20 protein-coding genes are annotated in these 23851 nt (G+C 39.6%); 3 read left to right on the top strand and 17 right to left on the bottom strand.

Going from position 1 to position 23851, the window contains the following annotated elements; genetic code table 11:
* Positions 1 to 51 precede the first annotated feature (51 nt).
* The 13 genes from essC to IGI42_RS09995 form a co-directional block, all read right to left on the bottom strand.
* Positions 52 to 4515: a type VII secretion protein EssC gene (gene essC / locus IGI42_RS10055; protein ID WP_438715708.1), complete on the bottom strand. Its 4464-nt coding sequence runs from the start codon at positions 4513 to 4515 to the stop codon at positions 52 to 54.
* Positions 4493 to 5668, bottom strand: coding sequence for a type VII secretion protein EssB (gene essB, locus IGI42_RS10050; RefSeq protein ID WP_438715707.1), 1176 nt, complete (start codon positions 5666 to 5668; stop codon positions 4493 to 4495). Before essB ends, essC begins: the two co-directional genes overlap by 23 nt.
* 7 nt (positions 5669 to 5675) lie before the next feature.
* Entirely contained in the window at positions 5676 to 5930 is a 255-nt protein-coding gene (locus IGI42_RS10045) for an EsaB/YukD family protein (protein WP_438715706.1), read from the bottom strand.
* Positions 5923 to 6420, bottom strand: coding sequence for a type VII secretion protein EssA (gene essA / locus IGI42_RS10040; protein ID WP_438715705.1), 498 nt, complete (start codon positions 6418 to 6420; stop codon positions 5923 to 5925). Before essA ends, IGI42_RS10045 begins: the two co-directional genes overlap by 8 nt.
* Positions 6413 to 9805, bottom strand: a complete 3393-nt coding sequence (gene esaA, locus IGI42_RS10035; protein ID WP_438715704.1) for a type VII secretion protein EsaA — start codon at positions 9803 to 9805, stop codon at positions 6413 to 6415. The genes essA and esaA overlap by 8 nt, the downstream gene beginning before the upstream one ends.
* A gap of 61 nt (positions 9806 to 9866) precedes the next feature.
* Positions 9867 to 10163 carry a WXG100 family type VII secretion target gene (locus IGI42_RS10030; RefSeq protein WP_438715703.1) on the bottom strand — a complete coding sequence of 99 codons (297 nt, stop codon included), beginning with the start codon at positions 10161 to 10163 and terminating at the stop codon, positions 9867 to 9869.
* A 186-nt stretch (positions 10164 to 10349) separates the two neighbouring features.
* Entirely contained in the window at positions 10350 to 11222 is an 873-nt protein-coding gene (locus IGI42_RS10025; RefSeq protein WP_438715702.1) for an Rgg/GadR/MutR family transcriptional regulator, read from the bottom strand.
* Between the two features lie 667 nt (positions 11223 to 11889).
* Positions 11890 to 12489, bottom strand: a complete 600-nt coding sequence (locus IGI42_RS10020) for a hypothetical protein (protein WP_438715701.1) — start codon at positions 12487 to 12489, stop codon at positions 11890 to 11892.
* Positions 12489 to 13919, bottom strand: coding sequence for a glycoside hydrolase family 1 protein (locus tag IGI42_RS10015; RefSeq protein WP_438715700.1), 1431 nt, complete (start codon positions 13917 to 13919; stop codon positions 12489 to 12491). The genes IGI42_RS10020 and IGI42_RS10015 overlap by 1 nt, the downstream gene beginning before the upstream one ends.
* A gap of 466 nt (positions 13920 to 14385) precedes the next feature.
* The gene (locus IGI42_RS10010; protein WP_438715699.1) at positions 14386 to 15183 is read right to left on the bottom strand and encodes a histidine phosphatase family protein; all 798 of its coding nucleotides are present in this window, start codon (positions 15181 to 15183) and stop codon (positions 14386 to 14388) included.
* 12 nt (positions 15184 to 15195) lie between these two features.
* Positions 15196 to 15537 (bottom strand): PTS lactose/cellobiose transporter subunit IIA, encoded by a 342-nt coding sequence (locus IGI42_RS10005; protein ID WP_438717035.1) that lies wholly within the window; start codon positions 15535 to 15537, stop codon positions 15196 to 15198.
* Positions 15538 to 15560: 23 nt separating this feature from the next.
* Positions 15561 to 16829, bottom strand: a complete 1269-nt coding sequence (locus IGI42_RS10000) for a PTS sugar transporter subunit IIC (protein ID WP_438715698.1) — start codon at positions 16827 to 16829, stop codon at positions 15561 to 15563.
* A 28-nt stretch (positions 16830 to 16857) separates the two neighbouring features.
* Entirely contained in the window at positions 16858 to 17172 is a 315-nt protein-coding gene (locus IGI42_RS09995) for a PTS sugar transporter subunit IIB (RefSeq protein WP_207671648.1), read from the bottom strand.
* A gap of 187 nt (positions 17173 to 17359) precedes the next feature.
* Here IGI42_RS09995 and IGI42_RS09990 point away from each other — a divergent pair, with 187 nt between their 5' ends.
* Entirely contained in the window at positions 17360 to 19267 is a 1908-nt protein-coding gene (locus IGI42_RS09990; RefSeq protein WP_438715697.1) for a BglG family transcription antiterminator, read from the top strand.
* Between the two features lie 307 nt (positions 19268 to 19574).
* On the opposite strand, the gene IGI42_RS09985 is transcribed toward IGI42_RS09990, so the two are convergent.
* Genes IGI42_RS09985 through IGI42_RS09975 form a run of 3 tightly spaced genes read right to left on the bottom strand, consistent with a single transcriptional unit; the run spans position 19575 to position 20252 of the window.
* Complete coding sequence (locus tag IGI42_RS09985) at positions 19575 to 19784, bottom strand: hypothetical protein (RefSeq protein ID WP_438715696.1); 210 nt, start codon at positions 19782 to 19784, stop codon at positions 19575 to 19577.
* Positions 19765 to 20040: a DUF2187 family protein gene (locus IGI42_RS09980; RefSeq protein WP_438715695.1), complete on the bottom strand. Its 276-nt coding sequence runs from the start codon at positions 20038 to 20040 to the stop codon at positions 19765 to 19767. The genes IGI42_RS09985 and IGI42_RS09980 overlap by 20 nt, the downstream gene beginning before the upstream one ends.
* On the bottom strand, positions 20037 to 20252 hold the full coding sequence (locus tag IGI42_RS09975; protein ID WP_438715694.1) for a hypothetical protein: 216 nt from the start codon (positions 20250 to 20252) through the stop codon (positions 20037 to 20039). Before IGI42_RS09975 ends, IGI42_RS09980 begins: the two co-directional genes overlap by 4 nt.
* A 165-nt stretch (positions 20253 to 20417) precedes the next feature.
* Here IGI42_RS09975 and IGI42_RS09970 point away from each other — a divergent pair, with 165 nt between their 5' ends.
* Both IGI42_RS09970 and IGI42_RS09965 read left to right on the top strand, forming a co-directional pair.
* The gene (locus IGI42_RS09970; RefSeq protein WP_438715693.1) at positions 20418 to 21146 is read left to right on the top strand and encodes a MurR/RpiR family transcriptional regulator; all 729 of its coding nucleotides are present in this window, start codon (positions 20418 to 20420) and stop codon (positions 21144 to 21146) included.
* 53 nt (positions 21147 to 21199) lie between these two features.
* The gene (locus IGI42_RS09965) at positions 21200 to 22354 is read left to right on the top strand and encodes a CapA family protein (RefSeq protein WP_438715692.1); all 1155 of its coding nucleotides are present in this window, start codon (positions 21200 to 21202) and stop codon (positions 22352 to 22354) included.
* Between the two features lie 84 nt (positions 22355 to 22438).
* On the opposite strand, the gene IGI42_RS09960 is transcribed toward IGI42_RS09965, so the two are convergent.
* Positions 22439 to 23818 carry a gluconokinase gene (locus IGI42_RS09960; RefSeq protein ID WP_438717034.1) on the bottom strand — a complete coding sequence of 460 codons (1380 nt, stop codon included), beginning with the start codon at positions 23816 to 23818 and terminating at the stop codon, positions 22439 to 22441.
* Positions 23819 to 23851: the final 33 nt, after the last annotated feature.

Genomic DNA, 23851 nt, shown 5'->3' with positions numbered 1-23851 from the left:
CTTTTTAAGCTGCTACTCTTAGATGTTTATCTAAAAGTAGCAACCTTGTTTCTATTGCTCTGTTACTAGCTTCACTCGGCAAGCATTGCGGCCGACAAAGAAGTGGCTCTCATCTAATTCGACAGTTGGTTCCCCGTAACTGCTCTTTACATTGATTATATTTTGATCAATCAAGCGAGTTCCAATCATTCCAGCTGGCACATTCGCTCGTAAAGCTTTATTTACATCGTCAAAGCTGCTTTCGATTTGTTTTTGATTGCCATGGAAGATGAAGTAAATCCCCACCTTCGCACCTTTTTTCAAATAGATAGTGAAATTCTCTCTGGATATAAAGGTTTTCTCACCAAAGGAATGAGCATCTGGTATATAAACAAACATTGGTTCATGGATACCGCTGACTTCACGTTCACTAATTTCGCTGACTAGATCATTCACAAAAGTACTGTATTCTGCTGCAGAAACCAGCAAGTCAAAGCTTTCTGAATACTCTCCAAAGCGTTCACTTTCATTAAACACCACTCTTTGAGCCCGACCGCTTAATCGTCTGAAGTTTTCAACTATTACCCGTTCAATTGCTTCAGTTTGCTGCGGTGTATCGTCTCCAATTACAAAATACCCGTGATTTTGCGGATCAAAGCCTACAACGTTTGTTGTTTCTTTATCTAAAGCAATCGGTAACTGCAAGTGCCCCAGCATTTGCTGGGCTGTTTTGTCGGCAAAGAAGTCTTCCATGCTAATTACATTTGAAAGCATTGGAATCTTCAGCGGACGCTCTCCCTGCCAAGCTTGATCCATTTCAGCGATTTCTGCCTCTAAGCGATTCAGACGATCTAAATCATTTTCACCACCTACCGGCAAATAGATTTGGACTTCCTGCGGCACTTCAAGCTTGATTTGAGCGCGTCCGATTATTTCTTGTGGTATCAAGGCATCGCGCCCTACTACGTCACGAATAGCTCCTTCTTCTACTAAGAACAGGCCAATATGTGACGGAATATTGCTGGACATACTCATGCGGAAGCTGTTGGTGCGTAACACCGTCATTACTGCATACAAGCCTAGGCTGGCCCCTTCGCGCAGCAGCTGATTTAGCACAGATTCTACTTGTTCTTCCATAGGACTTTCTTTAACGGCATCAAATCCATCTACAACAGTCACGATAACCGGCAGGCTTACACCAGATTTCTTTTCGTATTGAGACAAGCTGGCTACGCCGTAAGCGGTAAAGGCTTCTTTTCTTTCTTGAATTTCCAAGCGAATCCGCTTCAAGAATTTTAACAGCTTCTCTTCATCCTCCAAGCGGACATGATCGACTACGTGGGGCAAATCTTTTAATGGCAGCAAGCCATTTGTTCCAAAGTCAAAAAGATTAAATTGAACTTGTTCCGGATTGTTTTGTCGAGCCAAGTTCATTATTAAGGTCTGAACTAATGTCGACTTTCCGAACCCTGGAGAACCATAAACAGCAGTATGACTGAAAGTATCCAAATCATAGTCAAAATTGATTTGTTCTTGACGAGCTGGTATGTCCATTAAACCTAGTGGCACTGCTAGCTGGCGTTCTTTTTCCCAAGCATTTTGTGAGATTACAGGTGTATCTATAGTATCCTCCAAAGGTGGCAACCAAGGTTTTTCTGGCAAGACTGCCTGAGTAGTCTTTGCATATTCAGCTATTGCCTCTACAACTGCTTCTAGCTGAGTTTGTTCTTCTTCTTTTTTCGCAACCACTTCGTCATCTTCAGACAAATCTGCTGTCAGAAGTTCGTATTGTCCCAGACTGTTAATCAACCAGATTCGTTCATCTACCTTCTCTTCATGCGTAGCATCAGGATCATAACTGGCACCGCTCCATGCGGACTGGAACAGTTCATAAATTTCATTATTCCCAACTTGCAAATAAGCACGACCAGCTTGTGTGATACTGGCAGCATCAGGTGTCTTAATAATCTCATTGGAATCGGCTGGATCAGCAACCTTTAACGCCAACTTGAAGCGAGAGTTAGACCAGATTTGATCATCCACGACGCCACTAGGCTTTTGTGTTGCCAAAATCAAATGGACCCCCAACGATCGACCAATTCGCGCCGTTGAAACCAACTCTGCCATAAAATCAGGTTCATTGGCTTTCAATTCAGCAAATTCATCACTAATCAGAAACAAATGTGGTAATGGATCATCCGGGTAGTCTTTTTTCTCAATTGGATCAGTCACTTCTTTGCCTTGTTTGTACAATTTGGTATAGCCATTGATATGATTGACACCAAATTCACTAAATTTCCGTTGTCGCTTTTGCAGCTCTGCCCGAATACTTTGCAACGCCCGAGCAGAGCTGGCACCATCTAAGTTGGTGATTGAGCCTAATAAGTGGGGCAGCTCTGCAAACAAGTTCGCCATTCCGCCGCCTTTGAAGTCAATCGGTAGAAAACCCACATCCTCAGGTGCGAAGTTCACGGCTAAAGATAATATATAGCTTTGCACAATTTCCGATTTTCCTGATCCCGTTGTACCTGCCACTAGTCCGTGAGGTCCATGAGCTCGTTCATGCAAATTCAAATAAACAAGATCATCTTTTCCACGCAAGCCCAATGGAACAGATAACGATTTGGAGGTATTGGCTTTTTGCCAGCGTTCTGCAATTTGCAGCTCACCAACCTTTTTAATATCATACATACCAAGAAAATCGATGGATTCAGGTATGGCATTTTTTTCTACTTCAACATGATTTAGATTAGCTAAACGCTGAATCGCTTCAGTCACTGTAAAGTTAGTTGGTAGATGAAGTGGCCGGAAACTTTGATTAAGGTATATATGGTTTTCGTTCACCAAGGTTGCTGCTTCACGACTTTGGTATTCAATCAAGGTAGTCGTTGTTTCCGGCAGCATATTGGCAATCTCTTTCCCCCAGATCACCGTCACGCCGTATTGACTCATATCTTCTGCTAGGTATTCATTCAACCCATGTCCGGAAAGCCAACTCTCATCCAAAATAGTTAAAATATAATGGGGAGCGAACCGAATTTTTTCGTTTTTACCAGCTTCTTTCAACTGCTGACGACGTTTGGTAATTAATTGATAAAAAGAATTTAGACCCATATCCCGACTCTGAGCATTGTGAATAATTCCTCTTAGGTTCAATTGTTGAATCTGAAAATGCGGCAACCAGCGCCAATTATGCCAATAAGTTAAGTACTCTTCTTCAGGTAACAAGGCAACAAATTGTACATCACGGTACGAATGAAAGACCGCTAGCTGAAATAGGATTGTTTGAACTGCAGTTCGTAAATTCTCCGGTGTTCTCGCTAAGCCAATGGTTTGCTCCATAAGAGTAGTCGTAATAGGTGCATCTTTTAACGTCTTGTGAGGCGCCACAACTCGTTCTTCAGCAAAATCAGCTAGTTCGTCTATCTCGTGTTCACTCCTGCGAAATTCTACTTTGTAGCTGGTCGCTATTTCACCAGTGCCTAGACGACATTGTAAGAAGTCAGCATTCGTAGCCGTACGTTCATAAATACGAGCATCATATTCTTTAGTCATTTTTGCTAAAACTTCCATAGATGGATTTTGGTATTCTAAAGCTGCACGCTGTTCTTGAGCTAAGCAGTTTAATTTCTTTTGCTGTTGAATCAAGTAGCGCTGATAAGTTTCATTACGTAACGCATTTTTTTGTTTTGTTTCTTTTTTATTCGTAAAATAGCTGGATACTGAGAAGCCCGCAGTTAATAGGCTAGCTCCACCCATACTTAGCATCATGATCGGGTTGCCGCCGCTCAAGACACTAGTAGCACCACTTAAAGCAACCATTCCTAATGGTGGAACGATTGACCGTAGCAGCTCGCTTTTTCCTTCACTTTCCTTTGTGCTTGGCGGTGCCACCGTTTGCTCTTTTTCTGGCGGTTTCAAATGAATTCGGGGACTACGCCGGAAATCAGGAAAACTCAATGGAAATTCTTGTTTTGTTTCTTCTGGCATGATTTTGTAAAAATTGAATTGAATACCATTTTTTATTGTAGTAATTTTTAACTGGTGTTCCCGCCGCTCGATTAACACGCCATCGATAATTACTTGATCGCTTACATTAAAGCTGGCATCGACTTCCTCAACCAATTCTCCTCGCCAAAAAACTTCAGCTCCGTTAGCATGCAGAATTAAGTGGTGTTGTTCATTTTTGCAATTCAGCATGCCAAATGCTTCAGTCGTTAAGCATAACTCCACTCCAGGAGTCTTTGAAATACGAATAACTTCTTCTGGCACAGTAGTAGTGTACACAGTCAACTGGTCATGAGGTAGGATTGTAAGCTTTTTACTTTCATGAAGCGAGTAATCTTCTCCGTTGATAAAGAGAACACCATTTCTACAGGTCAATTGCTGCCCCAGAAAATCTACTTGTTCTCCTTCAGATATTTCTCTATGAGCAAAGACTGTACCGAAATAGAAAATATCGTACAAAATATGGTCTTTAGCAACATTCTGATCATCGATCGAGGCCATTTGCTTATTGTGCTTCATTGCTTCCATCTGTTTGACCTCCCAACAATCCTACATATTGATTGATTTGTTCCTCATACTCCTTTAACAGCTCTTGTTTTTTCTCACCATCCATTTTTGTGTTAGCTTTGGTAGAGTCGTAAAGCTTAGTATAGGCATGCAGGACATATTGATTGTCGCCGATGTTTTTTGCTAAGCTTAAGGCTTCATCAAAATTACCCCGACCAAGAGAAATCCAAAATAGCAACGTGTTTTCACTAGATTTTTGTGAAATCGTGTTTAGTACTGCCTCTTTTTGTTCGTTCGTTAAACTGTCTAACTGAATATAACTAGCCGCTAAAACATACTGTGCTGAAGCAGGTAGTTCAGCGGCATCGTCTTCTTTCAATTCATCCGTTGCACCAGAATAATCACTAAAGATAAACTTCGATTCTGCTTCAATGATCCGTTCTTGCAAAGGGACTACTTGTCCTGCATACACAGCCAGCCCTATACCCATAGCAATGGCTACGGCCAAGAGCGTGATACTCCCCCATTTAAATAATCGATAGTGTTGTTTTTTTACCAGCTTTTTCTCCCGCAAATTTCTTTCTCTTAAAAAAGTAACCATTTCTGCAAGATGCTGATTGATTTCATGCAATGTGTCGGCTTGATAAATTTTTTCGATCAGCTCATTTCTAACCGCACCTAAACCGTCTACTAAAGTCTCATAGCTTAGCTGAGGTTGTAAGATACAACTAATTAATGCTTTATATTGTTTCATAAACAATTCTTTATTTGGGGTGAACGGCGCTACGACTTCTAGCAACCCACGATGACCTACACAAACTGCATCCCCTACCAAAAATAGATTGTCAGGATGAATAAATGGGTTCAACAGCAGCTTCTCTACCTCCCAAAGGAACTTCATTTTTTGTGCAAGTTTTAGCCGCTCCAATTCATCTGAACGCTTGGCAAAACTAGTAACTGTCTCTGACAAGTTGGGGAGCTCATAGTCAATCACCAGCTCTTCTTCTGATTGTTGGGATATTTGACCATTTAAACACTCTGCGGTCTGGTTCAATACTTTTTGAAATTGTTTTATGTTAGTCAGTTTAAATTGACTAGCAGGCAAGTGAGTAGTCAGCTTGCCTTTTGTCACTATTTGCTCAATTGCTGTGTCACCATCTCTTAATACTGTCATAAGGATCTTACTCCATTTCTTTCACTAATAATTGATCGCCATTACCGATTGGGTAATGAGCGAGGGGAATATCAGGCTTTATATTGATTGGTTTATTGATCAGCTCTAACGAAAATTTTGGCGGTAATGTTAGATTCATAACTGCTAAGGCCTCTTGCAATAATTCTCCCAGCCGATCCAGTGTTACCTGATTAGGTATTCGTAAATCAATAACCTCATGCTTGAGGATTAATCCAATATTTATAGCCGTTTTGTCATTCAACGTATGAGCCTCCTTTTTTCACAAATACTCTAGAAAATTTTCTTCCTAAAAGAACACCTATAATCAGCATTCCTGTGACTATCAAGCCAGCAAATATTCGCAACAACCAGCTTGGTAATTGCCGGTTTTGCTGATTGCTTTGCGTTAGATGAACAACCGTCTCCTGGTAATCGCCCAAAAATAGCCATTTGGTATGCTCGAAAGATGTACTCGACGTATCAGGTAGTTGATAACGGGAGAAAAGCTGTCCTTGAATATTTTTAGCCAGCTGCTCCTGTTGCTGCTGTTTCTCTTGATTGATCTGGGTTTTCTTTTCCAAAAACAGATCGGGGGCGATTTGATATTCAATAGAATCTTCTTTTTCTTCATTTTTTTCATAAATCACCTGATTATTGATAATTAGCTTCCCGTTTTCAGCATAGCTTTGGGGAATACCTACCAATAAGCCTAGTATTATGACTATGACTACCACATACTTTTTTTTATTCATAGGCATTCACCTGTTGGGAGTCCTCAGCCTTCTTTTTCTGATCATCTACAATAAAATTTGTACCGAAAGCTACCAGAGATAACACACCTAAAAATAAATAAGTGAACCAACCAATCGAGTAACCATTAAGTAAAGCCGTGTAGCCATTCTCAATATTTTGCAGTGGTGAAAAACGGAAAATGATATTCACGATACTTCCTGGTGTAGTCGTCATCCCCAACAACGGCGTCATCATTAAATAGAATCCGAACAACAAGCCCCAAAGATAAATTGCTCCACGTTTAAACTGTCTAGCTAATGCTGTTGCAAATAAGTTGTAGCTTAAGAAGACCAGTAGGGTATACATAAACCAAGGAATACTGGCTATGTTTGGGAGCAAATTAGTAGTAATCCCACTAACTAAAATCGCCATCAAACTACTTACAGCCAATGTGTGTAAAGCCTTTGGCGTATTTTTCCAAATACGGGTTTTTGTTACAAAGAAATCCTGCTGACGAACCTTTCGTTCAAACAGACTAGAAGCAACCCCGTAGCCTAATGCAATTGCGACAATTGTTCCAATCAACGTCATGTAATAGGGAATAACAGAGATGGTCCGTTTTTCACCAAATTCCCCTTGAATACTCATTGGGCTAGCTAAAAAGTTGAATACTTTTTGATTATCCGCTCCCCCCTGACGTGTGTTTGCCAAGACCTGTTCAAAATTTTTGCGGTAATCATCATTGGCAACATCCGATCCTCTAACTTCAGTTACTACACTTTCTAAGTTGTTAAGAACCGTATCGGCATTACTCTGCACATCTTTTGTCGTCTTGGTTAACTCTTCGATTTGAGGACCTACATCTTGAACCTCGGCAGCTGATTTCTCGGTTACATCTGCTGCCTCTCTCGTACTCTCGATTAGTTCTTTCATACCCTTTACAATTGATGCCGTTTCTTCAGCAACTGGTTTAGTATCTCCCAGCTCAGGATGAGGATTTTCTTCATTTATTACCGACTGAGCTGCTACTTGTTCGGATTCCTTCCAAGTATCGTAAGTGGTTGAAATTTGCTCATTTGCATTAACAAACCACTTGTTTAGCTTATCGGCTTCATCCAGAAACAGCTTAGGCTGAGACATAAAATAAAGTGTATTGTACAAGGTATTACTTTCATTTGCTGCATTTTCAGCAGTCCCGATCGTTGTCTTTAGCGCTGAGATTTGATCAACTGTTTGCTTGTACAGTCCGTCTCCACATTTTTTATACTCTTTAGCTAAAGAATCTTGAATAATTTTCTTTTTCTCTTCGTTACTGATGTTGTCATAAGCCATGTAGATCGACTTTTCTCCAGCAGCATCCCCTAAAGTCCGTCCCCTATTTTCTGAAGCATTCATCCAATTGTAAAAACTAGTAGCATCCATAGGTGCATTCGGATCTGCAAACAAAGTAATAATTTGCTGCGAGATTTTCCCGACTGCTTCAAACTGAGAAAAAATAGCTGGAAGATCGCCAATCAGAGGTTTATTTTGGTCAATAAAGCTAGCATGATACCCACTGATTTTTTGCCCTCCTAGTTGCCATTCAAATTGAGATTCAACAAACTGCTCAGATCTTTCCACTTCTTTCAAAGTCCACTTTACCTTTGTCCCCACAGAAAAAGTCACTTCATTTGGTAAAGGATTACTTGGTGGTACAGTAGTCGGATTCACTGAGCCTGGATTACTATTTGGATCAGGAATAAACTCAATTTGCAAGCTTGAAGGGGATACTACACTCACCTCAGAAATATAATTACTGCCGGAAACTGCAGGATCTAATCTAGCTTTGATTTGTTGTGCTAAATGAGCTAGGTCATCTATCACCACATCCTCAGATGAGGACAACTGAAGCGTGCCACCATTTGTCGGATTCAACGAAAACGTGATCTGCTGAGGAATCGTAATAAATTCTGGATGCGGAGTGTTAGCTCCTATGAAAGAAAATGCAGGTGACGTTCCAATTGACACGTTATAGTCATTGGAGTAGCGCTCAATAATGTCCAGTAAAATAAAGTATCTATTCTTTTCACTTTCTGACAGCACTCCTTTATCTACCAAGCACTGAAGCATCACACGTAATTCTGTGGGATTTATCGTACCTAAGTCAAAAGCAAGATGTTTAAAGTAAGTTTCTACTAGATTTGAACCATTCGCTGTGGGCTCTTCCATTAATTTAAGGATCGCTAATTTCGCATCATCTTCAGTAGCCGATTCTGGTGTTTTTTCACTATCAGCATAATAAACCGAGGCAATTTTTTTTCGTAATTCTTCTAATGTTACGACTTGCTGCTCTAACTGTTGAATTTCATTTTTTAGTTCAACTAACCGTTCGTTCTGTGTATTCTGAAAATGAGCTGCCTGTGAATAAAAATCGACGTACACACCACTTTCTTGATTAGTAAGAGGATCTCTTTGATAAAAATGACTCATTTGTTGGTTAGCTGTAAAATTTAGACCATCAAATTGTCCACGGTAATTTTTTAAATCCTGATCCCATTGAGTCGTTAATTGCTCTTTTTGCAATTCGACTTGCGCATTGAATTGCTGAACAGCGGTTTCGATTTTTTTGTTCACTTCTTCAGTAAAATCATCTACCGTTGTTTTCATATCTTCGGTAGATTCGCTAGTGTTATTGATGCTGTCGATATTGCTTTGCATCAGCTGATTCACTGATTCTACAAAGCTTTTTTGTTCAACTAGAAAGCGTTCATTATCTTCGTTTAAAATACTGGATACATCTAATACACTTGAAAAGCCTGTAGGTAACTCTTTAAAAGGAACTTGGACATTGGTTTCTAACGTTGTATGTGTCGCTTTATCTCCTTGAACAATTGTATTTACATTTCTCTGGGCTTCAGCAAGATTTCCTACAATACTTGAAAAATACATTTGTACAATTCGCTGATTAAAATCTTTTAAAATGTCATTTACTTTCAACTGAATGGTTTGATTAGTAATTTCATTCTGACCTTCACTAACACGATAATTAATAGTTGCTTGATCTGGTTCAACGCTCTGCAGATTAAGTAAGCGTTCGGAGAAATTTTGCGGAATGTATATTACCGCATCGAACTGGCCGCTATCTATTCCAGCATCGGCTACACTTCGCGTAGTCGTCTGCCAATTGTTTTCTGAGTCTTGATTGATCAAGGTCACAAAATCTCTACCCAACACATACTGCTTGTTTTCAAAGGTGGCACCGATATCTTCATTTACTAACACATATGTGACTTTCGAATTTTGATCTTCTGTCACCTTTCGCAGATTCTCGTCCTTCAAGCCAAAATAGAGCAGAAGTATTGCTACTAGCGCACCGCCCAAAGCAATCGCTAGTAAGGAAAGTTTGTTTCGATTCTGTATCTTCATTTTCTTCCCTCCGAAAAAGCGTCAGCGCATTTAGTTGCACTGACGCTTCACCTGATCTTGTTTAGTTTAAGCCGAAAGAGCCCGCATCTTGGCGATCACGTTCTGCAACAGTATCAGCGTATTTATTCAACTGACCATGAATACTTTCTAAAAGTTCCTCCATTTGTTTCACGTTGCCTTCAAGTTGGCTGTATTGCTCCAAATAAGCTTTGAAAGCTTCCCCTTGCCATTGTTGAGCAATCGTAGAATTCATTGAATTCACTTTCCGGATCGCATCCTCAATTTGTGCTGACGCAGTTTGATAAATTTTTGCTTGCGATTTCAGCTGTTCTGGTGTGACTGTAATAGCTCCTGCCATAATTCATTCTCCTCAATTCATTTATTTTTGAGATGGTTATGTAGCTAACCACCCCTATATACATTCTATACCAATAATGGTGATTTTTTTCATTTTGTACCGCATTTAGCACTTAAGTGTCGGAAACGACACATGTGTATCAAAAAAGCTACATACAAAACCGTCAAAAACATAGATTTTGTTGCTTTATTCTTCAAAAGTGAAAGAAAAGTCATGTTTTCGCTGTACATGTTCAATGAGTTCCTTATTCGCTGTGTAATAACTTGTTGCTCCTAAGCTTTTACAAACAGACAAAGCTGTTTTTAGTTTGGTTTTCCCTTCCACATTTCCTCTTATGATTTCCCATAAGCCATTAATAACTAAAGATAGGCATTTTTCGAAAAACATTTCTTCCTCTAATGGAAATTTATTTAACCGATCGATATACTTCCATGCAGTTATTAATTGATCATTTTGGATAAACAGTACAACTACATTTACTAACATTCTAAAGCATTCAACTTTTCCTTCTTTGGATTCGCTATATTGCTTCATACCCAATAAAGCCTTATCAGATACCGCTTCAACGAATTCAGGAGAAAATGTGTGTAAAAAATTATTGAACATCACCAATTCGTACTGTGTCCAGGTCTGTACATTGATTAAGTAATTGTACAGCGTAGTATCATTTGCCTTAATTTCTTCACCTGTAAGCCTCTTTATTGAGTATTCACATAAATCCATTAGGTGCTGAAAATTTCCTTTTCCACTGTTTTCATTTGCTTGACAAAAACTATAAATTCTGTGAAGTTCATTAACATCTTGTTCTACATAAGCAATATCTATTTCATCGATTATTTGACTAACATCATTAACCCCTGCAGGATAGTCAAACATTTTTAGTTCATCGAAACTTAGATTAATTTGCTTCATCATATAGACAACATTGCTAATGTTGGTACTTGAACGATTTTTAACAAAGCGATTGTATACTGAACGACTAATGACGTCTCCGCAGACATCTTTTACGCTCAACCCCTTTTGTTTCCTTACAAAGTCAATAATCTCTCCGATTTCCATGTTAATCTTTTCCTCCAATTAATCATAAGCATAATTCCTCCCATTATTTTTCTACTTAATCCAACTATGTTCATTCGGATAACTCATATCTACTATACTTACTATAAATAAAGCAGAACATATAGATTGCGGATCTACTAATTAATCAGCTAATTGAGATTGAGCCAAAATTTACGAAAACAAAAAAACATTATTTTTAGTATTTAGTAACGATGAATATCGTTTATTTTAAATGTTGAAAAAACCTTCAACAATCAATTAAAAATAATGAATATCTAAAACGAAAACTTTATTTCCCAACGGAAAAACATAGCGGTATAAGTGCATCTCTTCCCCAAGACAAGACACAACCAGCTCTATTATACCATTATATTTATCCACATCAATACAATTATCCATTTATCTTTAATTAATCACTCTGCCAAATAAATCCAAAAATAACGATACAAAAATCGACTTATTTATTAACCAAAATAAATCGTTCGTCGTTTAAATTAACGATAATATGCGATTTTTGATACTATCACTTCTAAAGCGGTTACTAGAGCTAATTACAGTTATTATCATTTACTCACTTCTCTCAATACCAGTACACCTTTTACACTTTTGCTTTTAAACAAGCAAAATCAAAAAAAGAGAAGCAGCATTTTGCTACTTCTCTTTTTATCTATCTCATAATCGGCAGCATCTTCTGCCCACAATATTGACTCGTTAGTTTCAATAACGGTCCGATCAACAATACACCAAAAATTGGTCCAATCATAAATTTACCGCCCAACAGCATTCCAGTAATAAAGCAGATCAAATCTAAACCCATCCTAATCTTAGCTAGATCAATCGACAAACGACCGCTCAAAGCAAAGCTTAAAGCAATGTAACCTTCCTTACCCGTATTTGTAGCTGCTGCAATTCCTGAACCAATACCAATAAAAGAGATGCCGACAATCACAATTACTAATTTTAATAAGAAAGCTCCCTGAACAGACACTTGTCTGATAATTAAATCAGTAAATATACTGGTGGCAATAGGATTTAAAATGGTCGCCCATCCTAATTCCTTCTTATTAATAAAGGCAACTAAGATAAGACAAATACTTGTAACTAATAGAGAGGCCTGCCCCACCGTAATGGGAAGGTGATGAGCTATACCTTCCCATAATACGCCTAGCGCATCGGCACCAAGGCCGGTGACAACACATAAACCCACGCCAACACCTACCAACGACGACCCTAATACTGAAATTAGATAGCGGATAAACATTTTCATCAGTCCAATTTAGCAGCGTTAGTGGCAATTACATCTTTATACCAATAGAAGGAATCCTTGCGGATGCGGCGGCATTCTTTTGGATCTTCATCGGTGCGGTCTACATAGATGAGACCGTAGCGTTTTTTGTAGCCATTGCTGGTTGATAACAAGTCTAGCGCTGACCAAGGCATGTAGCCTAACACTTCAACACCCAAGTCCATTGCGCGTTTGGTTGCTTTGATGTGTTCACGTAAGTAGTCGATACGGTAGTCATCATGAACTTTTTCGTCTTCGGTTAATTCATCATACGCACCTAGTCCGTTTTCAGTGATCATGAATGGTACACGGTAACGCGTGTACAAGTCGCGATACACGTATTCTAAACCGATCGGATCAATCGCCCAATCCCAGTCAGTTGTTTTCAGCTCTGGATTTGGACACATTTGGTAGAAACCAGGATGCGTCTCAAAACCGGACATGTCGCCTTTTTTGCCTGATAAGTTATAGCCAGACCAGCGACGCTCAGCATCCTCTGGACACGCATGGGCACATTGGCTGTCGTAATAGTTGATGGCGAAGAAGTCAGACAAGTTTTCAGCGAAAAAGGCTTCGTCTCCTTCTTCCATTTCCGGTGCTAAGCCAGCTTTTTCTAAATAAGTCAGAGCTGCTACATTGTAATAGCCTCGGAAATACACATCTAAGTAATAGCTGTTACGCAGATCGTTGGCGTTCAAAGCCGCAATTTGATCTTCTGGTTTGCAAGTACGAGCATAAATTGGTGAGTAACCTAATGCTGGACCTGCCAAAGCACCTGCTTCGTGAGCGTATTTCACCGCAACGGCTTGCGCTAAGTTCATGTGGTGATTGATTTGGTAGCGCAATTGGTTGTTGTCTTGATGTTCCGGCAGGATGTAGCATTTTTGTGTCCAGTATTGCACGATGATACTTTGTTCGTTGATAGTAATCCAATATTTGATATCATCTTTAAATTCGTTGATGACATATTTAGCGAAGACTTCAAAATCTTTGACTACTTCACGAGACAGCCATCCGCCGTATTTTTCAACTAATGGCCAAGGCAGGTCATAATGATACAAAGTTGGAATTGGCTCAATGCCGTTGTCTTTTAATTCTTTGATTAAATCGCGGTAGAACTGGATACCTGCTTCATTGACCACATCGTCGCCGTTTGGAAAAACCCGTGACCAGGCAATTGAGAAGCGGTAGCTCTTGAAGCCCATTTCTTTGAATAAGGCGATATCTTCTTTATACATATGGTAGTGATCACTGGCTACACTTGCGTCCGCAAAACCAAACTTTTCGTGTCTTTCAGTGTTGATAATATCTTGCTGGGATAGTCCTTTCCCATCCTCTAATGCTGCACCTTCGACTTGATAGGCGCTGGTTGACGCTCCCCATAGGAAGTCTTTTGGAAATTCGTTGTTCATTTAGTAAATCCTCCTCTAGTTTTTTTGTTACATATATGTTGTGGGAAAGGAATTTGCCTTTTCCACGATGCCAGAGGGTATGCGGGTGAGAAGATTTTGGAGCTAAGGTGCTAGCTCGTTTTTCAGGAAACAAATTTTGGCAAATTTGTTTTAATTCTCATACGCATACCATTCTGCTAGACCTTGCTAGCTTTGTTTGGGTTTAAATTTGTTAATAGATATCTATTCCAAGCTAAACTGGGAAAAGCAGAACTGGCAACTGGCAGCTAACTCGGTAATACGGAGACAAATTTTGACAAATTTGTTTTAATTCTCATACGCATACCATTCTGCTAGACCTCGCTAGCTTTGTTTGGGTTTAAATTTGGTGATAGATATCTACGCCAAGCTAAACTGGGAAAAGCAGAACTGGCAAACTGAAGGATGGTCAATAACGGACTTGCTTCAGGTTTCACATTAATTAGTCTTAGTCTACAAAGGTGGTGTCGCCGATTTTATCAATCGTATACTTGCCGTCCTTGTAGGTTAAAGTGGTCACGCTGCAATTGGCGATTTTTTCGCCTTGGTACTCGCCAGGAGCGACACTTTCTAAAATAATCGGGATGATCCCGCCGGAAGAGACGATCAGCACGTTACCGCCGCCGTTTGCTTCGACTTCTTTAATCATCTCGGGCATCACTTTTTCCACTCGTTGGTGCATTTCATCATAGGTTTCCGCAGTTTGGGTTGGGTCAACCTCAGCGACTTTGTTAGCTAGTTCTTCTTCGGTTAATTGTTCCTTCAAGAAGTCCCACAGCTCATCGCTGCCTTCTGGGTAATCAAGATCTAGCGCTTTCGCAACAGCAAGGTTCATGTCATCGTTGGATTGGCCTTCAAAGCTGCCGAAATTCTTTTCTCTAAATCCGTTGTTCTCAATAATTTGTGGAATATCATTTTGATTTTGTTCCAGGATCAGCTTCGCTGTATTACGTTGTCGGCCTAAATCACTGGAATAAGTCGATGTAAACTCGACATCTTGCAAGCCTTCGCCAACTAACTTAGCTTGTTCTTCACCCTCTTCAGTCAAAGGACTGTCGCTATAACCTTGAACTTGGTTCATAGTGTTGAACCAAGTCTTACCGTGTCTTACTAGATAAATGGTAGTTTCTTTTGGCTCACTGGTACTAGTAGCTCCGCCAGAATCGTCGGTCCCAGTACCATTTGAACCGCAGGCTGTTAAGAATAAAGCAGCTAGCGGCAAAATCCACAAAAGCTTTTTCTTCATCAAGTAGCCTCCCTATTTCTGCATAACTAGTTCGAACATATCCACCAAGTCACGTGTCATATTGACTTCACTAGTGATTGTCATTAAGTGATCTTGCGCATGAGTAAATAGCAGACAAGGTTCGTAGCTTTTACCTGCAGCCTCGTTTTGAATCACGGATGTTTGTGAGCGATGGGCTAAAACAATATTGTCTTTGGCTTCTTTCAAAGCAGCACGAGCCGCCTCAAAATCTTGCTCTTTCGCTAATTTAATCGCCTCTTGAGCTTTCGTACGTCCATTACCGGCATGTAGAATAATCTGCATGGCAACAGGAATCAGTTCATTTTCTTCTTCCAATAAGTCTTTTTCTTCCATCATAGTCATGTACTCCTATCTATTTAGACTGCTTCAACGGGAGCGGACATTTCAGCTCCAACTTTTTCTTCTTTTACTTCTTCAGCTAACACTTCTTTTTCATAAACTTTGAAAAACGGATACCAAGTACCGATATAAAGGACAAACAGTAACAGGTACCATAAGATAGCTCGGAAATCTTGCAGAATCATCACACTGGAAATCGGTGCTGGAATTTGAGCAACCTGCATCAGCTGTTCAGGGATGTTCAATAGTCCTCCTCGCATGGCAAACCAGACTACACAACTACCAGTGATAGAGTTAATCCACATTGGCATCATTAGAATCGGGTTCATAACAACGGGTGTACTAAAGACAATCGGTTCGTTGATATTAAAGATGGAAGGCGCAATGCAAATGCGACCTAAGGTTTTCAGCTTTTTAGCTTTTGAGAAGCACATTAAGATATTCAAAGCTAGTGTCGCTCCGGTACCACCCATCATAATCAAACCTAAGCTATACACAGTTTCGTTGGTTACGATGTTCATTGCTGCATCACCGTTTTGTACTGCTAAAGCATTCGCAGCAATCCCAGCGATAAAAATTGGATTTTGAATAGCTGACCACAACCAAGTTGAGATTCCCATTGAATAGAAGAAAGCGGGAATCAGTACAAGTAGGATCAAGCCTGGTAATGATTGTCCGAAGCTTTGAATTGGTTCAAATAGATTGATAATGACTTGGAAAATATCGATGTTCAAGCCGAAAATCAATGTTGACCACAATGCCAAGCTCAAGAAAATCGGAATGATGTTGTTGATCCACTCAATAACAAAGTCTGGCATTTCGCTGTTTTTAAATAATTTTAGTTTGCTGTAGTAATGGAAGATTACACTTACCACGGCTCCAGTGATAACCCCGATTAGAATACCGGTGGGCCCTACCCGACCCATGTCATAGACACCTTCTTCAGCTCCCACTGGATGCAGTGTCATCATCAAAGCACAAATTGCTACGATTCCAGCAGTAATGGAATAATTAGCATGTTTGAATTTCTCCATGTATTGATTAGCTACCATGAAGGCAGCAATCAAGCCGATCATCCCAAATGAATAGTTGGAGATATTGCCTAAATCCGGCAGCTGCGGGATGTAAGAACGAAATACATTGTAGAAGAAGACAATTGAGCCGGTCATGATAAATGGAATTAATTTTTGCATGGCACTGGAGAGTCCAGCCACTGCTGGTTTTTGCGTCAGCGTCTTGGCCCTTGGCGCAAATGAATTCGCCAGCCAATCCATAAATTTTTTCATTTTGCTTACCCCTTTGTTTTGATTTTGTTTAGGCGTTCAATTTTTCTATGGCGAAATCCAACAATCCTTCGCCATCCAGCATGCCGTAAATATCTTGAGGGATCACATCCACCACTACATTATGTGGAGCAGCTTGCTGAGACATCTCATCTTTGTAAGAAGCATAATGTGGGCCTAATAATAAAATATCGATTGAATCTAAATAAGAAGCCACTTCGCTTTCACTTCTTGCATCGATCGAACCTGAAATCCCACGTTTTTTTGCTGCCTTACGTGTTTTTTGAGCTAAGAACCCGCTTGACATTCCAGCACCACAACATAATAAGATATTAATCGTTTCCATTTTGAAAACCTCCTGATAGTTTTTTTACTGCCTGTGCGTGTTTTGTTTTTCTTTACACCCTTATTATTGTCCAGAACAGCTTGCACCCTCAACCAAACAGTTGCACCCTAGTCGTGCAAGTTTCTATTTTTTCTTATGGATAGAACCGCTATAATATAAGTAGTCATAAAAAAAGAAGGTGAAGTGCATGAAGGAAAAACAAGAGCGGTTGTTGCAATTATTGCTTCAAAATACTCAGCCAATTCCTGCAAGAAGTTTGGCAGAGAAGCTGAACGTTTCAGTCCGCACAGTTAAAAACTATATTTACGAACTGAATCAGCTAGGTAAATCTCCAGTGATTGCCTCTTCAAATGCCGGATACAAAGTGCACCCGCAGGAAGCTCAAGCTCTGTTAAAGAAGCCCGACAATGATAGCGCTTTACCGCAAACGTTTAAAGATCGTTCTTTTTATATTATTAAGAAGATACTGGTGGAAAACGAAGTCTTGAACTTATTTGATCTTTCAGAGGAATTGTTCGTCAGTTATTCCACCTTAAAAGCAGATATTGCACGAATGAATAAGACCTTCGAAAAATACCATGTGAAATTTATTGTTAAGCAAGATACTATCCATATAACTGGAGAAGAAAAAGAAAAGCGGCGTCTGATTTCCTATATTATCTTTGAAGAAGTACCCAATAAGTTTGTAGATAAGGATGTTTTGGCAGCAAATTTTGATACTCAGGATATTGAGAAGCTGTCAGAAATTATCCACACCACGATGGAAGAATCCAATTATCATTTGAACGATTTTTCCTTCATTAATTTAATGATGCATTTATTAATCTTGTTAGAATCGGTACGCAAAGGTAAAACGCTAGTCACCCGTAACTGGTTTAGTTCCTGGCTACGGGAAGATAAAGCTAAATTAGTCACCAATATGATTGAAAAAATCGAAAAAGGTTTTAACCTCTCTTTGAATCGTCTAGAAAAAGAAGAGATCCACATGATTTTTCAAGCCAACGCCAATTACATCCCTTCTAATAATTTGAAGGAGCTTGAACAAATTGTTGGCGATGATATTGTGGCTTCAGTGGAGACTGTTTTGGATGAGGTACGGCAGACCTTTGGGATTAATTTAAGTAGTGAAAATTTCGTGGTTCCCTTCTCACTTCATGTTAGTGGCTTGTACTCGCGGGCAAAACAAGGAAATTCCTTAAAGAACCCGATGCGTAGTGCATTAAAGAAGGATTTTCCGATGGTCTATGATATTGCCGTGTATCTATCGTTACGCTTAAGCACGCTGCTGGATATACTTGTCAGCGAGGACGAAACCGCTTACATCGCCTTGCATATCGGTTCAGAGTTAGAGGGACAAAAACGAAATCAATCCAAAATACGTGCAGTATTACTTTGTCCAAAATATATGAACCTAGATGAAAAACTATATGAGCAACTAAATCAGCATTTTGGTAGCGAGCTGAATATTCAAACGATTGTATCGGAGTTTTCTGAAACGGAAGGACTGTATTTTGAATTGCTGCTGACAACTTTGCCAGTACCGCAAACCGATGCTTATACAATTATTCAGATATCTCCGATTTTCACCGAAGAACAGCGCTTGATGTTAAACACTGAGTTTGGCAACCTGCGCCTAAATTGGAAGAAGAACATTTTGCGGAAGAATTTCGATGATTATTTTGATGAAAAATTTTTTACCAGCCAACTAATGCTGGAAGAGCGCAGCGAGGTAATTGAAGAGATGTGTAAACAATTGGCTAAAGAACAAATTGTCCCACCAGAATTTTTAAGCCATGTCTTGGAACGAGAACATGCCTCTTCTACAGCCTTTGAATCCATTGCTATTCCACATTCAGTGTATATGGAGGCTCATAAAACATTGATTAGTGTAGCAATATCAGATAATGGGATCATTTGGGGCAATAAGCGGGTTCACGTGGTCTTATTGGCTGCTATCAACGATGTAGATCGCCGACGTTTTGCAGATATTTACGAGGCCTTGATTTCCTTGTTTGATCAGCCAGAGACTTATCAAGAAATCAAACAGTTGAGGACTTTTGAAGAGTTTCGTCGATTCATTTATTCTAAGATATAAACAGATATACAGGGACTGCTATCTTACGACAAAATGGCTCGCAAGGCAGTTTTTATTTTACTAACGGTTGTTACGCAAAACACTAACTGAAATAATTAAGCTAATTCAGGATCATCGATAGCTACCGGTTTTATCTACCTTTAATTACATTAAAGAAAAAACACCCTAAGGCTCGTGTAGTTAATGATAGCAGTAAGATTGGCAAACTGAGTGATACAATTCATGATGATTTCTATGCCGGCAGAGTTTTTTCAATTAATTAAAAAAATGGTCCAACACAGGAAAGCTGTCTGTGCTGGACCATTTTCTACCATTCTTCTAAAACTCTCTTTGGCTCTGGCTTCTTCATTTTAGCCACTTCTTGGTCATACATTTTCTTATAGTGAAGATAATCTTTTTCCAGCTGCTGCAGGGATTCCTGAGACTTTTGGTCCTTGCATTGCTTCCGCAACCCATCGACTTGGAAGGCCAAGGTTTGGACATACAGCTCCAGCTCCTCAAAGGTTCCACTGTTCATCGCTTTTCACTCCATTTATCTTCTTATAGTTAACGACGACACGACCATTATAGATTTCTTGTTCACGCTTGTTTAAAGCAGTCGTTTGAGAGATATCTATTAAACAACTGTTAGTGTACTTTTTAAGGACGGTTCCTGCTAGTTGCACTGTATCCTCTTGGATAGAAAAAGCTACTTGGTCTCCTACTGAAAATTGTTGGTTGTACTGATTGACCTGAACTTCAAATAAAAAGGCAGGAGGACGTTGATTAATCATTTTTCATTTTCCTTCCTTAATTGAGTTAATCGCTCTGTATTTCGAATCAGCTGTTTACGCAGGTGACGGTATCTTTTGCAGAAGGAACAGTTTTTTTCAGTACCGATCCGATGGTTGTAATCTTCGTGGGCAAAAACTATTTCTGATAAAGTACGGGATAACACACGCTGTTCTAAGCGGATATATTTTGGGTTTGGCATAGTAGAAATCAATTCATCCCTCCTCGGTCTTTTCTTTTAGTTTAACCGATAGTAAGGCCTAGTAATGACGAATCTTAACAATAATTTAACATATTTCCAACGAGTGGACTTCTAAATTTTCTAGTCTCCAATATCTTTTGTTATGCTATACTTATTTTTGTAGGGAGGCGTTGTTAGATGGATTTAGATCTTATTATGAAGGGTAAAAAACTCTCAGCCAATGAGCAAGAGATTCTTGAATATTTGATTAGTCATGTCGATCAATTGGAAGGGGTTTCTTTACGAGAACTGGCTCACCGGTTATTTACCTCACCTGCAGCTATTGTTCGCTTGGCACAAAAACTAGAATTTTCGGGCTATCTAGAGTTGTTCTATTTTCTAAAAAACCAATTTCGTACGAGTGGACAAGGTGTCTCTGCCACGATTGATTTTAACATCGATACTCAAAAAATCGAGCCTTCCATTGTAGGGATGAGAGATTTTTATGCCAACAATAAAGATAAATTTATTACCATTTATGCAACCGGTTTTTCTAGTATTGTAGCTGACTACCTCCATAAGAAACTATTAGTCAATGGAATTAAAACATTATTCGTCAACGCCGGTGATTCGTCAGGCATCATTAGCAACAATACAGACAACATCAGTATGCTCATTTGTATTTCAAAATCAGGGGAAACACAAAAAGTCATCGAAAAAATGACGTTCTGCCAGGAAAAAGGTATTCCTACTATTCTTTTCACTGGCAACTTAGATTCACGAGCAAAGCAATTAGCAACAATCTGCTTCGAGGTAGAGGATGAACGACCTTTAGACAGTCAGAACATAAAATACAACAGCTTTTTTGGGAAGTTAATGCTGTTATTAGAATATATCGTACAAGAATTTGTTGAAGAATCTTCTTAGCTTAATGGAAGGTCTACAGCAGAAATTAATTCATGACAAGGAGATAATGGAAAATGAAAAAATGGTTGGCAGGTATTGCCTTAGTGTTGGTTTTAGCTGGGTGTAGCGGAAATAATGAAGCGGAGGAAGGGACTTCGAAAGCTAGTAACAAAGCGGAAGAATCTGATTCTCAACCGGTGGAAATTTCCTTTTCCGCAGTTGGAGATAATTTGATTCATGACTATATTTACGAGAAGAATCAAAATGCTGATGGCACTTATAATTTTGATTATATGTATGAACCTACTCGTTACTTAACTAGCGATGCAGATATTTCTTACATTAATTTAGAAACGATTTGCGGCGGTGAAGAATTGGGATTATCCGGTTATCCGTCCTTTAATGGTCCTACTGAGATTCTGGACGCAGTGAACAATGCCGGTTTTAATTGGTTGGCAGCAGCAAGTAACCATACAATGGACCGGGGCGAAGCTGGCATCGTCAATCAATTGACTTATTTAGAAAAAAATTACCCTGACACAATGGTGACTGGTTCTCAAAAATCAGCGAAAGAGGATCGTCTGAAGGTCCAAAATATCAATGGGGTTAAAGTAGGCTTTACTACTTACACCTATGGACTTAACGGTTACACAATACCTGAAGGAAAAGACTATTTAGTTAATTTGATCGATGAAGATTTGATTAAAAAGGACATGAAAGAGCTGAACAAAATTAGTGATGTACAAGTAGTCAGTATGCACTGGGGACAGGAATATCAATTTGTTCAAGATGAAGAGCAAGAACAATTAGCCCAAATGCTTAGCGATGCGGGCGTTGATGTGATTGTCGGCGGACACCCTCACGTGATTCAACCGGTAGATTATGTCACCGGCAGTGGTGGTAATGAAACGTTGGTAATTTATTCGTTAGGCAATTTCCTTTCTTCTCAAGCTGAAAGTGATCAGATGCTTGGTGGAATGGCTCGCTGGAAAATTAACTATGACAAAACCACAGATGAAGTCAGCTTTAAAGATGTTGCCTTTTGGCCGACGATTACTTATATCGGCGACAATTATCAAACCTATGAAGTTTATGCCTTGAAAGACTACACCAATAAATTGGCTAATCAGCACATGATTCACGTCTACGGAGGCCAAGATATGTCTCGTGAGTACTTTATTGAACGAGTAAACGAGATTATGAATGACAAAGTAGAATTAGTCTACTAATAACATTGCTGTGACTTAGTAGCTGTGAAAAATTTATACTTTCTGATAGGCAAAAAGCGACGAGACCTGCTCTCGCCGCTTTTTCTATTCATTAAAATAATGTTGTGCAAGTTCATGATACTGCTCACTAGCGGTTTTCTGCGGTTCAAAGATTTTGCCAGCTTCAACTATTCTTTCTGGCTGGTGAATCAAATAGTAAATACCAAAAAGAGGTTCATTTTCTTCTGCATACAAGCATGGCAGCCCTAGTAAATCAGCAGTCATTTGGGTTAACGCCTCTGTCTGGAAGAAACCGCCGCTGACTGATAAGCCCTCTCTTGCTCCTACCATCTCGCATAAAATACGGATATTCATCAGCATCCCTTCTATCACCCCACGAATCATATCAACCTTTGTGTGCTCCACCGTCAACTGTTTAAATTCAGCTTTTTTATTGGCTGACCAAAAAGGAGCACGCTCACCGTTTAAATAAGGGAAAAAGCGCACACCTTTAGCACCAATAGGTGAAGCGGCTAGCTTATCGGGCAGTTTTTGATAAAAAGTTTCTGGCTCATCGATTGTTTGTGCAGCCCACGCCAACACGCAACCTCCATTGTTTGAGGGCGCTCCAATCACGTAATGGTTTTGATCTAAGTAGTAACAAAAATTCTGCTTTTCAGTATCAAAATGGGTTTGTTGGGTAATATTTCGGACCGCAGCACTGGTACCAATCGTTAAACTGCTAGTATTTCCCGTTCGATAAAAACTAGCGTAAGCTGTCAAACACCCATCACTAGCGCCCGCAATCACAGTAACATCTGATGCTAACCCTAATGAAGTAGCAGCACTCGTATCTATTGGAAATTCCGCTGTCGTATCGGCCAGCTCGGCTAATTGCTTGGGTACTATTTCCAGATAGTCTAAAATTTCTTGATCCCAAGTTAGGGTTTCTAAATTCAAGAGTCCTGTAGCTGAAGCAACTGAATAGTCGATCCGAGCTTTTCCGGTGAAATATTCCAGTAGCAGCTCCTTAATCCCCCACCACTTTACATTTTTGGGGTAACTTTTTTGCTGCCCGAAATAAAGGATTTTAGCAAACGGAGACATAGCATGAATCGGCGTACCGGTTTTCTGGTAAAAATGTTTCGCTAAGTCTGTTTGCTTAAACTCTTCAATTACTTCACTAGCTTGTTCATCTGACCAAAGGAAGATTTTTCCAGCAACACCATCTACCACCGGCATTACACTGTGCATCGCTGTACTAAAGCTGACACTGCTGATCAACGCCCTAATTTCGCTAGGGATGCTTTTCACCCCTTGAACAAACGCTGCTTCCAATTCAGAAGACTGCTGATATTTAATCAATCCATCTACATAAGTTGTCAGCTTCACTGACATTTCATAAATAAGCTGATTCTCTTCGATTACGCCAATCTTTACGGCAGTAGTTCCCACATCAATCCCTAAAAAAGCATTCTTCAATATACTCACCTTTCGATCTGGCAGAAAAAAGGCAGC

The organism is Enterococcus sp. AZ109 (genome assembly GCF_051714625.1).
In the GTDB taxonomy this organism is placed as follows: domain Bacteria; phylum Bacillota; class Bacilli; order Lactobacillales; family Enterococcaceae; genus Enterococcus_A.
The sequence above is the reverse complement of the archived record's forward strand: the minus strand, read 5'-3'. Positions and strand labels throughout refer to the sequence as shown.

Coding starts and splice junctions, on each gene's coding strand:
- essB (WP_438715707.1), bottom strand. CDS start 5,668: ATGACAGTATTAAGAGATGGTGACACAGCAATTGAGCAAATAGTGACA.
- IGI42_RS09965 (WP_438715692.1), top strand. CDS start 21,200: ATGAAAAAATGGTTGGCAGGTATTGCCTTAGTGTTGGTTTTAGCTGGG.
- IGI42_RS09995 (WP_207671648.1), bottom strand. CDS start 17,172: ATGGAAACGATTAATATCTTATTATGTTGTGGTGCTGGAATGTCAAGC.
- IGI42_RS10005 (WP_438717035.1), bottom strand. CDS start 15,537: ATGGAAGAAAAAGACTTATTGGAAGAAGAAAATGAACTGATTCCTGTT.
- IGI42_RS09980 (WP_438715695.1), bottom strand. CDS start 20,040: ATGATTAATCAACGTCCTCCTGCCTTTTTATTTGAAGTTCAGGTCAAT.
- essC (WP_438715708.1), bottom strand. CDS start 4,515: ATGGAAGCAATGAAGCACAATAAGCAAATGGCCTCGATCGATGATCAG.
- IGI42_RS10025 (WP_438715702.1), bottom strand. CDS start 11,222: ATGGAAATCGGAGAGATTATTGACTTTGTAAGGAAACAAAAGGGGTTG.
- IGI42_RS09970 (WP_438715693.1), top strand. CDS start 20,418: ATGGATTTAGATCTTATTATGAAGGGTAAAAAACTCTCAGCCAATGAG.
- IGI42_RS10030 (WP_438715703.1), bottom strand. CDS start 10,163: ATGGCAGGAGCTATTACAGTCACACCAGAACAGCTGAAATCGCAAGCA.
- IGI42_RS09990 (WP_438715697.1), top strand. CDS start 17,360: ATGAAGGAAAAACAAGAGCGGTTGTTGCAATTATTGCTTCAAAATACT.
- IGI42_RS10000 (WP_438715698.1), bottom strand. CDS start 16,829: ATGAAAAAATTTATGGATTGGCTGGCGAATTCATTTGCGCCAAGGGCC.
- IGI42_RS10020 (WP_438715701.1), bottom strand. CDS start 12,489: ATGAAAATGTTTATCCGCTATCTAATTTCAGTATTAGGGTCGTCGTTG.
- IGI42_RS10015 (WP_438715700.1), bottom strand. CDS start 13,919: ATGAACAACGAATTTCCAAAAGACTTCCTATGGGGAGCGTCAACCAGC.
- IGI42_RS10010 (WP_438715699.1), bottom strand. CDS start 15,183: ATGAAGAAAAAGCTTTTGTGGATTTTGCCGCTAGCTGCTTTATTCTTA.
- esaA (WP_438715704.1), bottom strand. CDS start 9,805: ATGAAGATACAGAATCGAAACAAACTTTCCTTACTAGCGATTGCTTTG.
- IGI42_RS09985 (WP_438715696.1), bottom strand. CDS start 19,784: ATGAACAGTGGAACCTTTGAGGAGCTGGAGCTGTATGTCCAAACCTTG.
- essA (WP_438715705.1), bottom strand. CDS start 6,420: ATGAATAAAAAAAAGTATGTGGTAGTCATAGTCATAATACTAGGCTTA.